This is a genomic window from Pseudomonas sp. S30, from assembly GCF_016518545.1.
Lineage (GTDB): Bacteria > Pseudomonadota > Gammaproteobacteria > Pseudomonadales > Pseudomonadaceae > Aquipseudomonas.
This window is the reverse complement of sequence record NZ_JACVTO010000015.1, coordinates 90,220-102,697: the sequence shown is the minus strand read 5'-3', so window position 1 is coordinate 102,697 and position 12,478 is coordinate 90,220. Positions and strand designations below refer to the sequence as shown.

Below are 12,478 nucleotides of genomic sequence, written 5' to 3'. Positions count from 1 at the left end.
GCGGCGCCCTCGCGGTGGTTCAGGACTTCGGCGGATGGACGATCCGCTCGATCTGGTCCTTGAGCTGCAGGCGTTCCTTGCGCAGCCGATTGACCAGCTCATCGCTGGTGCCGTTGCCCTCGGCGCTCACCACCTCCTTGTCCTTGGCGTTGTATTCCTTGTGCAGCCGGTGCAGGTCCTTGTCCTGGTCGATGAGCGCCTGAAAGGCCTCGGCACTGGTGTGCAGGTCGGCTAGCAGATCGTGGGGTACTGGCATCTCTTCACCTCGGTTCGAGTGGTTGAGTACAACGTCTGATGGATCAGGATAGCTGTCTTCATCGACCCCATGGGCGCGCGCGAGTGCGATCGCCCCTGGCCGCGCAGGCCGACGCGCAAACTGTGAAAGTTTGTTAATGATGAAATACAATTCATAACTAAATAATACGAAGGTTTTCACGAAAAATTGATGGTAACTTTCCTACTGTTCGGCCACCCCGCCAAGGTGCTCGTTCGGATGCGCCTGGTCGTTTATCAACTTTGACGGCGAACGCCATGATTAAAATCAGATCCCTGCGGACCGAATGGGTCACGCTGCTGGCCAGTCTGTACCTGCTGATCGGCCTCAACGTGTTTCTCTGGAATCACCTCGAGAGCATCGTCCCGCCCGGCATGGTTGGGCTGTGGCTGAGCCTGGCGTTCGCCGTGATGATGCTGTTCGCGTTCAATCTGCTGTTGACCCTGGTGGCCTTCAAGTATGTATTGAAACCGGTACTGATCCTGTTGTTCATGTCCGGTGCGGGCGTCGCCTACTTCATGAATCAATATGGCGTACTTATTGATGTCGGTATGTTCCGCAATGTCGTCGAGACCAATGTCGAAGAAGTTAGAGACTTGCTCTCGCTGAAGTTTGCGTTGTATATGCTGGGGCTGGGCGTACTGCCCTCGTGGTTGGTGTGGAAAGCGCCGATCGACTATCGCCCCTGGCACCGCGAAGTGCTCGGCAAGCTGGTGGTTAGCGGGGCGTGCGTCGCAGCACTGGCATCGGTGGCGCTGATCAACTATCAGGGCTTGTCCTCGCTGTTTCGCAACCACCACGAACTGCGCCTGATGCTCACCCCGAGCAACATCGTCGGGGCTTCTTTCAGCTACGCCAGCGAGAAACTCGGCAGTGCCGCGCGGCCGTTCCAGACCTATGGCGAAGATGCACGGCGCGACCCGGCCTGGCAGGGTCATGCGCGCAAGTCGCTGACCGTGCTGGTGGTCGGTGAAAGTGCCCGTGCGGAAAACTTCGGCGTGCTGGGCTATGCCCGCGACACCACCCCGCGCCTGGCCAGGGAGCCGGGTCTGCTGGGTTTCACCGACGTGCATTCGTGCGGCACCGAGACCGCCGTGTCGGTGCCGTGCATGTTCTCCGGCATGGCCCGCAAGGATTACGACCCGAGCCTGGCCAGCCGTCGCGAAGGCTTGCTGGACATCCTTGCCCGCGCCGGCCTGCAGGTGAAGTGGCGCGACAATCAGTCTGGCTGCAAGGGCACCTGTTCGCGCCTGGACTACGTCAACCTGACCAGCGCCAAGGACCCCGTGCTGTGCGCCGGCGGCGAATGCCATGACCAGATTCTGCTGCAGAACCTGGACAGCCTGCTCGACTCCCTGGACAAGGATACCGTGCTGGTGCTGCACCAGATGGGCAGCCATGGGCCGGACTACTACAAGCGCTATCCCGAGGGCTTCGAGCACTTCACGCCGGTGTGCAGGAGCAATGCCCTGAACCAGTGCAGCCGGGAGGACATCGTCAACAGCTACGACAACACCCTGACCTACACCGACGCGGTGCTGGCCTCGTTGATCGATACCTTGCGCAAGCATCAGGACAAGGTCGACACGGCCATGATCTACCTGTCCGACCATGGCGAATCCCTGGGCGAATACAACGTCTTCCTGCATGGCACGCCCTATATGCTGGCGCCCGAGCAGCAGAAGCACATCCCGCTGCTGGCCTGGTTCTCCGACAGCTACCGGCAAGATTTCGCAGTGGACACCGACTGCCTGGCGAAACGGCGCGACCTGCCGCTGAGTCAGGACAACCTGTTCCATTCGATGCTCGGCCTGCTGGGTGTGCAGACCCAGGTCTACGATGCGTCGCTGGACCTGTTCGCCGGCTGCCGGCCGGCGATGACGGCGAACAATTGACGCCTTCACCCGACCGCTGATCGCCACCGCGCGTGGCCCGGGTTTCACCCGCAGTGCCCGCGCCGTATATACTGCGCGCCAATGTTTGTGGGAGAGCCTCGTGGCTATCGAAATACACTGGATCCGTGACGACCAGAGCCTGGCAGAACGCTGCCGGGCCTGGCGCGAACTGCCTTTCGTGGCCGTCGACACCGAATTCATGCGGGTCGACACCTTCTACCCCAAGGCGGGCCTGATCCAGGTGGGCGACGGGCAGGGTGCCTACCTCATCGATCCACTGCTGATTCGCGACTGGCAGCCCCTGGGCGAACTGCTCGAGGACGGCGCGGTGGTGAAGGTGCTGCATGCCTGCAGCGAAGACCTCGAAGTGCTGCTGCGCCTGACCGGCAAGCTGCCGCAACCGCTGTTCGACACGCAGCTGGCCGGTGGCTACCTGAACATCGGTTTTTCCATGGGCTACTCGCGCCTGGTGCAGGACGTGCTGGGCATCGAGCTGCCCAAGGGCGAGACCCGTTCCGACTGGCTGCAGCGGCCGCTGTCCGACACCCAGGTGAGCTACGCCGCCGAGGACGCCGCGCACCTTGCCGAGCTGTTCGCCGCGCTGCGCCCGCGTCTGTCCGCCGACAAGTACGCCTGGGTGCTGGAGGATGGGGCCGAACTGGTCGCCCAGATGCGCCGTGAAGTCGATCCTGCCACGCTCTATCGCGACGTGAAGCTGGCCTGGAAGCTGGGTCCGCAACAGTTGGCGGTGCTGCGCGAGCTGTGTGCCTGGCGTGAGCGCGAAGCGCGCAGCCGGGACGTGCCGCGCAACCGCATTCTCAAGGAGCATGCGCTGTGGCCGATCGCCAAGGGGCAGCCGGAGACGCTGTCGGCGCTGGCCAAGATCGAGGACATGCACCCGCGGACCCTGCGCCAGGATGGCGACACCCTGCTCAAGTTGATCAAGAGCGCCGCCAGCCAGCCGCCCGAGCAGTGGCCGGCCGTGCTGCCCGAGCCTTTGCCGATCGAGGCCGCCGCGCTGCTCAAGCGCCTGCGCGCCATCGGCCAGGCCGAGGGCGAGCGGTTGGGCATCGCGCCGGAATTGATGCTGCGCAAGAAATCCCTGGAGGCGCTGCTCAAGAGCGGCTACCCCAACGGCCCCTACAGCCTGCCCGAGTCGCTGCGTGGCTGGCGCCGCGAGCGCATGGGCCAGGCCCTGCTGAGCGATCTGGCAGGTGCTGGAGAAACCCTGTGAAACGTATCTGTTCGATCTACAAAAGCCCGCGCAAGCAGGAGATGTACCTCTACGTGCTCAAGGCCGAGGGCCTGGAGCGCGTTCCGCAGGCCTTGCTGCCGTTCTTCGGCACCCCCGTGCATGCCTTCGATCTGGTGCTCACGCCAGAGCGCACCCTGGCCCGCGAGGACATCGCCAAGGTGCTGGAAAACCTCGACAGCCAGGGCTACCACCTGCAGATGCCGCCGCCCCAGGACGAGTACATCGAGCACCTGCCCGAAGAGCTACTGCGCCGCAACGACCCGGCCTGACCGGAATTCGATCATCACCCGGCGTGGCGGCCCGCTGTGGCCGCGCGCGTCGTCTGTCAAGGTTGTCTCGAGATGCGTGTTCTGATCGCAGAACAGGATCATGCCGTTTACGCTCGCCTGCTGGGCGAGCAGGCACCGGACCTGGAGGTTCTGACCAGTGGCGATTCCGCCGAACTGTCGCGCCATGCACCCGATTGTCCCATCTGGCTGGGCGAGCCGCACCTGGTCGCCAGCCTGCTGCGCCAGGGGCACAGGCCCCAGTGGGTGCAGTCGACCTGGGCGGGCATCACGCCGCTGCTGGCCGACGGTTTGCCCCGTACCTACCGCCTGACCCGTGCCGTGGGTATCTTCGGTCAGGTCATGGCCGAGTACATGCTCGGCTACATGCTGATTCACGAGCGCGAGGTGCTGTCGCGGCTGGTCAGCCAGGTCGAGCGGCGCTGGGATGGCCGCCCCGGCAATAGCCTGCAGGGGCGCAAGGTGCTGATCGTCGGTATTGGCGACATCGGCCATCAGGTGGCCGAATTCCTTCGCCCGTTCGGCATGACCCTCTATGGCATCGCCAGCTCGGCGCGCGAACAGGCGCCGTTCGTGGAAGTGGCCGGGCTGGACGCGCTACCGCGGCTGGTCGGCGAGGTGGACTACGTGCTCAACCTGCTGCCGGATACACCGGCCACCCACGATCTGTACGACGCCGCGTTGTTCCAGCGCTTCAAGCCCAGCGCGCTGTTCATCAATGCCGGGCGCGGCGTGGCGGTGGTCGATGCCGATCTGGTGGAGGCGCTCAAGAGCGGCCATCTGGCCGGCGCCGTCATCGATGTCTGCCGGCAGGAGCCGCTGCCTCAGCGTCATCCCTTCTGGACCGCGTGGGGGCTGTTGCTGACCGGTCACAGTGCGGCGCCAACCTCGCCCCCCGCCATGGTCGGGCTGTTTCTGGACAACCTGCGTGCCCACGTCCAGGACCAGCCGAACCTGGCCGGTGAAGTGGATTTCGCTCGCGGCTATTGAACTCGGCGAGGTGAGTGGCCCCATGACCAGGTGCTGACCGGCGGTCTGGCATTGCGTCGGGCCAGGCCCTAGACTTGCGCCGCCGCGCTGCGGCGCTTTCCCGTGACTGCAGGAACCTGTGCAATGATCGCCGACACCGCGCCCTTCTGGCGGCGCAAGACCCTTGACCAGCTCGATGCCCAGGAGTGGGAGTCGCTCTGCGACGGCTGCGGGCTGTGCTGCCTGCAGAAGCTCGAGGACGAGGACGACAACAGCATCTATTACACGCGCATAGCCTGCAAGCTGCTGGACCTGCACACCTGCCAGTGCAGCGACTATCCCGGCCGCTTCGCCCAGGTGCCCGACTGCGTCCAGCTCACGCCGGGCAAGGCCGAGCAATTCAAGTGGCTGCCGAGCACGTGCGGCTACCGCTTGATCAGCGAAGGCAGGGACTTGCCTGCCTGGCACCCGCTGGTCTGCGGTGATCGCGAGCAGGTGCACGAGCAGCGCATTTCCCAGTCCGGCCGGATGCTCAGCGAGAATGAGGTGGACGAGGACGACTGGGAAGACCACCTGATCTTTCGCGCCGGCTGATACCGACGCTGTCCTGTAGCCGAATGAGGGGCCTGTGTATGCGATGCCGGTGGTTGCTGCTTCTGGGGTTGCTGGTGACCGTGCCGGCGTGGGCGAAGAAGGTCGATCTGGATTACCTTGTGCGTTTGTTGCCCGACTCGGGCCAGGCCGAGGTGCGCATCACCCTGGCCGAAGGCAGTGCCGTGCGGACCCTGGATTTCGATCTGGGACGCCAGGGCCTCTATGGCGGATTCCAGGCCGACGGCCAATGGCAAGTGCAGGGCTCGCGTGGGATGTGGCATCCGGCAGCGGGCAAGTCCAGCCTGAGCTACCGTGTGCAGCTGGATACACAATCTGCCCGCGGCCGGCCCGAGTCGCGAATCACCGCGCACTGGGCGCTGCTGCGCGGCGAGCGACTGGTGCCGGCGGCGCGGCTCGATCAGCAGGACGGCAGCGAGTTGGTCGCGCGTCTGCAGTTCGAATTGCCGCAGGGCTGGAAAAGCGTCGAGACTGCCTGGCCACGTATAGGCAAGCACCGCTTTCGTATCGATGATGTCTCGCGCCTGTTCGATCGGCCCACCGGCTGGATGCTGGCTGGCACCCTGGGCAGTCGACGTGCCCAGATGGGCGATACGCAAGTGACCATTGCCGCCCCGTTGGGGCAAGGCATGCGCCGCATGGACACGCTGACATTGATGACATTCGTCTGGCCGCAACTGCAAGCAGTGTTTGCGCGTGCCCCTGGCAAGCTGCTGGTGGTGGGAAGCCGCGACGAATTGGGGCGTGGTGCCCAGACGCCGCGCAACTCGCTCTATCTGCACAGCTCACGGGCGCTGATTGGCGAGGACGGTAGCAGCCCACTCTTGCGCCAGCTGGTGCGTGTGTTCACCCAGCTCGAGTCACGGGATCGCAGCGAGTGGGTGGTCCAGAGCCTGACGGACTACTACGCCAGCGAGCTGCTGCGTCGCGCGGGGGGCATCGGTGATGACCGCTATCAGCTGTTGCAGCGTCGCCTGCAATCCGAGGGCGTGAAGGTCACCACCTTGCGCGGTGATCAGGTGAATGCCGCGCAGGTGGCCCGTGGTGTACTGGTGCTACAGGCGCTGGACCGCGAGATTCGCCTGCACAGCCACGATCAGCGCTCGCTGGATGACGTGACGCGTGCGCTGATGCGCTTGTCCAAGATTAGCACCGACGACCTCGTGCACATCAGCGAGCAGGTGCTGGGGCGTGAGGCCGAGGTGCTGCAGACCCGCCAGTTGCTGCGCTGAAGCCTTGGCCTCAGCTGCAAGATCAGACGTCGCTCAGTGGATCCTTGCCCGTCACGGTCACGGTGCGCGTCGCTGATTCGGCGCTGTCCTTGAGTGCCTTGAGTTCGGCGGCGCCGCGCTCGATGTCGGCATTCAGGCGCCGGTAATCCGCGCGCTGCTTGCGCAGCCAGGCCTTGGCCTCGCATCGACCCTTGACACCCCGGGCCAGCGCCAGGCCGCCGATGGCCACTTCCAGCAGGCCGATCACACCACCCCGGCGCATGCCCTTGGTGACCATCAATGCACCGCCTGCCAGGGAGCTTAGGCGCTCCCAGCCGGTGACGTTCTGCTCGTCCTGGGATGTGCCTGAATGAATATCGAGCATGTTGAATCTCCTGATGGATGGGTTCAACAGCTGACCCGGGGGAGGCGGGCGACGTTCAGTGCAATCGCCGAGTGGGCCTGGCGAACGTGCGGGTCGTTCAATGGGGGGCGCCCGACTCGCGCCGAGCGCCTTTCACGCAGCCCAGGCGTTTTTCCTGCGACGGCCCGTAGCCGTAGAATGAGCGGTAGCATTTGCTGAAATGGCTGGCAGAGACGAAGCCGCAGGCCACTGCCACCTCCATGATCGGCAGGTCCGAGTGCTGTAGCAGGCGACGACTCTCGGTGATGCGCAACTCCAGGTAGTAGCGCACTGGGGTCGTGCCGAGCTGGCGCTGGAACAGTCTGCCGATCTGGCGCTTGGAGCGGCCGACGTAGGCGGCCAGCTGATCCTGGCTCAAGGGTTCCTCGAGGTTGGCGCTCATCAGCGTGATCGCCTCGCGCAGCGGTTCGCTGATGTTGGCCTGCGCCGCCGGCGTGGTACGCCGGTAGCGCGACGACTCGAAGGCCAGGATCGCGGTGATGCCTTCGGCCAGGGCGGGGCCGCGACGATGGCCGATCCACTCCAGCATCATGCTCAGGGCGCCACCCGGGCTGGCCGCGCTGAGCCTGTCGCGATCGACGCAGTAGGCCTCGCTGCTCACCTGACCATGCCGGGCGATTTCGGCAACGGCCGCGCGGTGCTCGGGATGTACGGCGCAGCGGTAGCCGTCCAGCAGCCCCGCGCGGCCGAGAAACCAGGCGCCATTCCACAGCCCGGCCAGGGCCACACCGCGCTGGGCGAGGGTTTGCAGGCTGGCGTACGCCCGCTCGGGCAGGCTCAGCACCGTGCGCAACCCGCCACATACCACGAACAGATCCAGCGGCTGGGTGACGCAGTCTTCCAGGGTCATGGCCGGGCCGATTTGGATATCCAGGTCACTGGACAGCGCAGCGCCATCCACGCTGCAGGTGATGTGGGCCGAGGCGCCTGGCTGAATAAGGTTGGCAGTGACCAGTGCATCCAGGGCCTGAGTGAAGGCCAGAAGCGAGAAATGCTCGAGCAGCAGGAATCCCACGCGCAGGCCGGGCGCGTCGCTTTCCAGGTCGGCTGGGATGAAGCGAGAGTTGTGGCCGTGCAGGGCCGGGCCGAAGGTTCTCTTGGCGGTCAACGGGACGCCTCGCGGAGTAAGAGGGAAAACGCGCGCGGCGATTGTATTCTTTGTGTATACGATGCGTCGAGGCCCGTCGGAACTCCGGGTTGCCTTGCTCGGACCCCCACGCGTGGTGTGATCGTGAGGCCCTTGGCTGAGGCCGACCTGCCAGCGGATTTGGTCTTGGGTCCACACAGGTAGCCTGCGTGACGCGCCGCGCCCGTCGCGTGAAATACGCGGGCCTGACGACCATCAAATGCCTCGGCAAGGGGGATATGACCACGCTGTCTGGTGGTACATGGACACGGGGTCTGTTTGGCGCCTCAAGTCCGCCACGGCCGAGGATCGACACCCGGAGCCGAGACCTTCAGGATCAAGGCTTCATGATGTGAGCGACAGGATGCTGTTCTGACAGCATCGTGCGTCAGTCCCAGAGAAGCGGGCTTGCCCTCGAGCAACCGGCTCTGTAGTCGCTTGCGCCCGGAGTGCGTCCCAGCGGCACAGGCTACTTGAATTTCGGTCCCGAGCGGGTGTTCAAGCCCTTGGCCAGGCGGTCATAGAGCACCACGTTGACCGTCGCCGCCAGGTTCATGCAGCCCTGGGTGGGAATGTAGATGGTCTCCTCGCACCAGGCGCGCACGCTGTCGTCGAGGGTGCCGTCCTCAGGACCGAAGATGTAGAGGGCGCGGTCAGGGTGGGTGTATTCCGGTAGCGGTCTGGCGCCCTCGACCAGTTCCACCGCCACCGGGGTGCAACCCAGCGGGATGATGCGTTGCAGGTCGTCGATACCGATCAGCGGAATGTCGTAGTGCACGCGCTTGGTGTCGGTGACGAAGTCACGGGCGCGCTCGTAGCGTTTACCGGTGTAGAACACCGAGTTCACGCCGTAGCACCCGGCGGCGCGCATCACCGAGCCGACGTTTTCCGGCGATTTGGGGTTGAACAGGCCGATGCAGCTGTACCGTTTGTTCGCCACGAGGCGGAGCCCTTCGCAAAAAAAGCGCGATTATACGGGCTCGCCGACCGGACGGGGCAGGATTCGACGCTCAGTCCTTCTTCATGAGCGCGGCCAGCCCGGCGAAGGGGTTGTGCGTGGCGACGTTGGCCTTGGGCGTGCTCAGCGATCCTTCGCCGAAATACTGCTGGTCGGTATAGCGCGAGTGTTCGTTGTCGTGGCAGTACAGGCACAGCAGCTCCCAGTTCGAGCCGTCCTGGGGGTTGTTGTCGTGGTTGTGGTCGCGATGGTGCACGGTGAGTTCCGACAGACGCTTGCCGGAGAACTCGCGGGCGCAACGGCCGCACACATGCGGGTACATCTTCAGCGCCTTGTCGCGATAGCCCATTTCCTTGTCGCGCTTGGCGTCGGCGAGGATGCGGTCGAGGCGGGCGGTGGCGGCGGAGGGGGTGGCCGAACTCATGGTGTTACCTTTGTCGTTATCAGGGCTGTGACGGTTCTGCGGTCGAGTCTAGCGCGCCGGGCACTCTGCGCACAGGCGAACGGGCGAGATTGCGCGTAGTCTGTAGGCAGTTTCCCGACAGGAGATCGATGATGTTGCCCATGCTCCTTGCTACGCTGGTGCTGCTCGCCAGCGCACCGGTCGCGCTCGCCGCGCAGCCGTCGAGCGGCCTGGCCCCGGCGCCTGGCGCGCCCGGCACGCCAACGCCCACGCCCTATCCGCAGATCACCCCCGCGGCACCGCCCAAGGCCGGCGGCAGCGAGGCCGGTGGCCCGCTGCTGCCGCCGATGCCCAGGCCCGGACCGCCGAAGGATCAACCCCTGCCGGGATTGTCGCCGGCGCCACCCGGCAAGGACGGCTGAGACTAGGGCTGCACGCCCAGTTCTTCGAGCACGAAGGCATATTCCAGGGCGACATCGCGCAACCCTTGATAACGCCCGCTCATGCCGCCGTGGCCGGCGCCCATTTCAGTCTTGAGCAGCAGCCGACGGGTGTCGGTCTTGAGCGTGCGCAGGCGCGCCACCCACTTCGCCGCCTCCCAGTACTGCACTCGGCTGTCGTTGTAGCCAGCCACCACCAGCAGGGCCGGGTAGTCCTGCGCCTTGACGTTCTCGTAGGGCGCGTAGGCCTTGATCCGCGCATGCACCTGCGGGTCTTCGGGATTGCCCCACTCGTCGTACTCGGTAACAGTGAGCGGCAGTTCCGGGTCGAGCATGGTGTTGAGCACATCGACGAAGGGCACTTCGGCGATGGCGCAGCGCATCAGGTCCGGACGCTGGTTGAGCACCGCGCCGATCAGCAGCCCACCGGCACTGCCGCCGCTAATGGCCAACTGCTCGGTGCGGGTCACACCCTGGGCGATCAGGTGCTCGGCGCAGGCGATGAAGTCATCGAAGCTGTTCTGCTTGTGGGCCTGCTTGCCGGCACGGTACCAGGCTTCGCCCAGCTCGCCGCCCCCGCGCACGTGGGCGATGGCGAAGGCCACGCCGTGTTCGAGCAGGCTCAGGCGTGCGTGGGAGAACCAGGGATCCAGGCTCTCGCCGTAGGCGCCGTAGCCGTAGAGATACAGGGGCACGCAGCGGTCGAGGTCCTGGCGCCGACGCACCAGGCTGATGGGCACCTGGGTGCCGTCACCGGCGGTGGCCCAGAGGCGTTGGCTGACGTAGTCGTCGGGGTCGAAGCGGCCCAGCACGGGCGTCTGCTTGAGCACCTGCTGCGTGCCGTCGGCCAGGCTCAGCTGGCGTACCTGGGCCGGACGGTTGAGGGCTTCGTAGCGCAGGCGAATACAGGGGCTGGCGAACTCCAGGCTGTCCTGGACGTACAGGCTGTAGGCGGCGTCGGGTAGCTCGACGCGGTAGGCCGGCAGGCCGTGGGGCCGCACTTCGATGATCGGCAGGCCACCTTCGCGCAGGCTCAGCGACAGCGCCGAGGCATTCAGACTCAAGCCTTCGAGCATGACTTCATCGCGGTGCGCCACCAGTACCTGCCACTGCTGACGCTGGGGCACCTGTTCGGTGGGGGCCTGATACAGGGCGAAGTTGATGCCGTCCTGATTGCTGCGGATGAACCAGCGCCACTGGCCGTCCAACTGGCCGTGGTCGGGGAAGTATTCGTGGCCCTCGACACGTGGCGCCAGGCAGGTGAAGTGTTCCTGCGGCGTGTTCGCGTCGAGCACCCAGGCCTCGCTGGTGGTCTTGCTGTTGAGCAGCAGCACCAGCTGGCGTTCGGAACTGCTGCGGTAGCAGTGCAGGAAGAAGCGTCCGTCCGGCTCCTCGAAGACCTGCACGGCGTCGCGCTCGCCCAGGGTAAGGCGACGCAGGCGCCAGGGCCGGTGGGTGTCGTCCAGTTCGGCGAAGAACAGCGTACGGCTGTCGTTGGCCCAGGTCAGGCTGCCGTCGCAGCCGTCGAAGGGCAGGGTGACGATGTCGCCGGTGTCCAGTTCCTTGACGTACAGGGTGTAGATTTCATCGCCCGAGGTGTCGAGGCTGTAGGCCAGGCGCTGGTGGTCGGGGCTGACGTTGAACGCACCGAGGGAGAGGAAGCCGCCTTCGGCCAGGGCGTTGGGGTCCAGCAGCAGTCGCTCGGTCTGCTCGTCGACCGTGAGGCTGTCATCGGCGGGGCGCTGGCAGCGGTAGTGGCGCGGATACTCGTCGCCGGCAGTCGTGCGCGTATAGTAAAGATACGGGCCCCAGGGCGACGGCAGCGACAGGTCGGTTTCCAGGATGCGGCCCTTGATCTGCTCGAACAATTGTTCGCGCAGCGGCGCCTGATGGGCCAGGCACGCTTGCTGGTAGGCGTTTTCCTGCTCCAGGTAGGCCAGCACTTCAGGGCTGCCGCGTTCCTGCAGCCAGGCGTAGGGATCCTCGCCTGGGGCTTGGCGGGCGATGGGGGGCGTGAGTCCGGTATGCATGTGGTTTCCCGAGATGGAAAGGGCGCCTGCGCCCCTAAAAGTGTTTATCATAGGCATCTCTTCGCCTGCCTTGCACGGACACCATGATCGAACAAGACTACACACTGGCCTGGGGCCTCTATGCGGTTGCCGCAGTGGGCTGCCTGCTGGTGGCCTTCAAGCTCACCGGTTGGATGTGGCGCTGGCTGCGCGAGCCGTTGCGGGTGATCGTCGCCGTGCTGCTGTTCAGCCCCACCATCGTCGATCCGGTCAAGGACAGCTTCGCCCCGGCCATCGCCATCACGGCCCTGGACCTGGCCTTCAAGGTGGGCAACAACGCCTGGCGCGCGGCATCGGACCTGGCCATGTACGCGCTCATCGCCTTCGTGCTGTACGCCGTGTTCGTCCTGGTGCGCTGGCCGCTGGAGCGGCGCGCGCGCGAGCGCCGGGCGCGCCGCGATGCGGCCGCTGCCCGCAGCGCCGCCGAAGACCAGGCGCTGGTGACCGAAGCGCCGCAGGCGGACCCTCGCGACCGCTACCGCGACGTCCCGCCGTTAGCCGCCACGGCGCGTCGCCCCGGCCCTGGCGCCGGCCGCGTCGAACCACGGCTCTAGC

14 protein-coding genes are annotated in these 12,478 nt (G+C 65.5%); 8 read left to right on the top strand and 6 right to left on the bottom strand.

Features of this window, described 5'->3' with window-relative positions:
* Positions 1-19: 19 nt before the first annotated feature.
* Positions 20-256 (bottom strand): YdcH family protein, encoded by a 237-nt coding sequence (locus IAE34_RS17165; protein WP_200140159.1) that lies wholly within the window; start codon positions 254-256, stop codon positions 20-22.
* Positions 257-531: 275 nt separating this feature from the next.
* Here IAE34_RS17165 and IAE34_RS17160 point away from each other — a divergent pair, with 275 nt between their 5' ends.
* From IAE34_RS17160 to IAE34_RS17135, 6 genes are all read left to right on the top strand, one after another.
* On the top strand, positions 532-2,169 hold the full coding sequence (locus tag IAE34_RS17160) for a phosphoethanolamine transferase (RefSeq protein ID WP_200140158.1): 1,638 nt from the start codon (positions 532-534) through the stop codon (positions 2,167-2,169).
* A 100-nt stretch (positions 2,170-2,269) separates the two neighbouring features.
* Complete coding sequence (gene rnd / locus IAE34_RS17155; RefSeq protein WP_200140157.1) at positions 2,270-3,403, top strand: ribonuclease D; 1,134 nt, start codon at positions 2,270-2,272, stop codon at positions 3,401-3,403.
* The gene (locus IAE34_RS17150) at positions 3,400-3,693 is read left to right on the top strand and encodes a YcgL domain-containing protein (protein ID WP_200140156.1); all 294 of its coding nucleotides are present in this window, start codon (positions 3,400-3,402) and stop codon (positions 3,691-3,693) included. Before rnd ends, IAE34_RS17150 begins: the two co-directional genes overlap by 4 nt.
* 72 nt (positions 3,694-3,765) lie before the next feature.
* Positions 3,766-4,701, top strand: a complete 936-nt coding sequence (locus IAE34_RS17145; RefSeq protein WP_200140155.1) for a D-2-hydroxyacid dehydrogenase — start codon at positions 3,766-3,768, stop codon at positions 4,699-4,701.
* Between the two features lie 123 nt (positions 4,702-4,824).
* On the top strand, positions 4,825-5,274 hold the full coding sequence (locus IAE34_RS17140; RefSeq protein WP_200140154.1) for a YcgN family cysteine cluster protein: 450 nt from the start codon (positions 4,825-4,827) through the stop codon (positions 5,272-5,274).
* A 38-nt stretch (positions 5,275-5,312) separates the two neighbouring features.
* Entirely contained in the window at positions 5,313-6,524 is a 1,212-nt protein-coding gene (locus IAE34_RS17135) for a hypothetical protein (RefSeq protein WP_200140153.1), read from the top strand.
* A 22-nt stretch (positions 6,525-6,546) separates the two neighbouring features.
* Here the strand turns inward: IAE34_RS17135 and IAE34_RS17130 are convergent, their stop codons facing one another.
* The 4 genes from IAE34_RS17130 to IAE34_RS17115 form a co-directional block, all read right to left on the bottom strand.
* A complete protein-coding gene (locus tag IAE34_RS17130) occupies positions 6,547-6,888 on the bottom strand; it encodes a YgaP-like transmembrane domain (RefSeq protein ID WP_200140152.1) in 342 nt (113 codons plus the stop codon).
* A 97-nt stretch (positions 6,889-6,985) separates the two neighbouring features.
* On the bottom strand, positions 6,986-8,035 hold the full coding sequence (locus tag IAE34_RS17125; protein ID WP_200140151.1) for a GlxA family transcriptional regulator: 1,050 nt from the start codon (positions 8,033-8,035) through the stop codon (positions 6,986-6,988).
* A gap of 487 nt (positions 8,036-8,522) precedes the next feature.
* Entirely contained in the window at positions 8,523-8,993 is a 471-nt protein-coding gene (locus IAE34_RS17120) for an RNA methyltransferase (RefSeq protein WP_200140150.1), read from the bottom strand.
* A gap of 70 nt (positions 8,994-9,063) precedes the next feature.
* Positions 9,064-9,435, bottom strand: coding sequence for a YajD family HNH nuclease (locus IAE34_RS17115; protein WP_200140149.1), 372 nt, complete (start codon positions 9,433-9,435; stop codon positions 9,064-9,066).
* A gap of 131 nt (positions 9,436-9,566) precedes the next feature.
* Between IAE34_RS17115 and IAE34_RS17110 the strand changes: the two genes are divergently transcribed.
* The gene (locus IAE34_RS17110; RefSeq protein WP_200140148.1) at positions 9,567-9,836 is read left to right on the top strand and encodes a hypothetical protein; all 270 of its coding nucleotides are present in this window, start codon (positions 9,567-9,569) and stop codon (positions 9,834-9,836) included.
* A gap of 2 nt (positions 9,837-9,838) precedes the next feature.
* Here the strand turns inward: IAE34_RS17110 and IAE34_RS17105 are convergent, their stop codons facing one another.
* Entirely contained in the window at positions 9,839-11,884 is a 2,046-nt protein-coding gene (locus IAE34_RS17105) for a S9 family peptidase (protein WP_200140147.1), read from the bottom strand.
* An 83-nt stretch (positions 11,885-11,967) separates the two neighbouring features.
* Between IAE34_RS17105 and IAE34_RS17100 the strand changes: the two genes are divergently transcribed.
* Positions 11,968-12,477: an MFS transporter gene (locus IAE34_RS17100; protein ID WP_200140146.1), complete on the top strand. Its 510-nt coding sequence runs from the start codon at positions 11,968-11,970 to the stop codon at positions 12,475-12,477.
* Position 12,478: the final 1 nt, after the last annotated feature.

What these genes read in the sequence shown, in the direction of transcription:
- IAE34_RS17165 (WP_200140159.1), bottom strand. Translation starts at nt 256, where the DNA reads ATGCCAGTACCCCACGATCTGCTAGCCGACCTGCACACCAGTGCCGAG.
- IAE34_RS17160 (WP_200140158.1), top strand. Translation starts at nt 532, where the DNA reads ATGATTAAAATCAGATCCCTGCGGACCGAATGGGTCACGCTGCTGGCC.
- IAE34_RS17145 (WP_200140155.1), top strand. Translation starts at nt 3,766, where the DNA reads ATGCGTGTTCTGATCGCAGAACAGGATCATGCCGTTTACGCTCGCCTG.
- IAE34_RS17140 (WP_200140154.1), top strand. Translation starts at nt 4,825, where the DNA reads ATGATCGCCGACACCGCGCCCTTCTGGCGGCGCAAGACCCTTGACCAG.
- IAE34_RS17135 (WP_200140153.1), top strand. Translation starts at nt 5,313, where the DNA reads ATGCGATGCCGGTGGTTGCTGCTTCTGGGGTTGCTGGTGACCGTGCCG.
- IAE34_RS17130 (WP_200140152.1), bottom strand. Translation starts at nt 6,888, where the DNA reads ATGCTCGATATTCATTCAGGCACATCCCAGGACGAGCAGAACGTCACC.
- IAE34_RS17115 (WP_200140149.1), bottom strand. Translation starts at nt 9,435, where the DNA reads ATGAGTTCGGCCACCCCCTCCGCCGCCACCGCCCGCCTCGACCGCATC.
- IAE34_RS17110 (WP_200140148.1), top strand. Translation starts at nt 9,567, where the DNA reads ATGTTGCCCATGCTCCTTGCTACGCTGGTGCTGCTCGCCAGCGCACCG.
- IAE34_RS17105 (WP_200140147.1), bottom strand. Translation starts at nt 11,884, where the DNA reads ATGCATACCGGACTCACGCCCCCCATCGCCCGCCAAGCCCCAGGCGAG.
- IAE34_RS17100 (WP_200140146.1), top strand. Translation starts at nt 11,968, where the DNA reads ATGATCGAACAAGACTACACACTGGCCTGGGGCCTCTATGCGGTTGCC.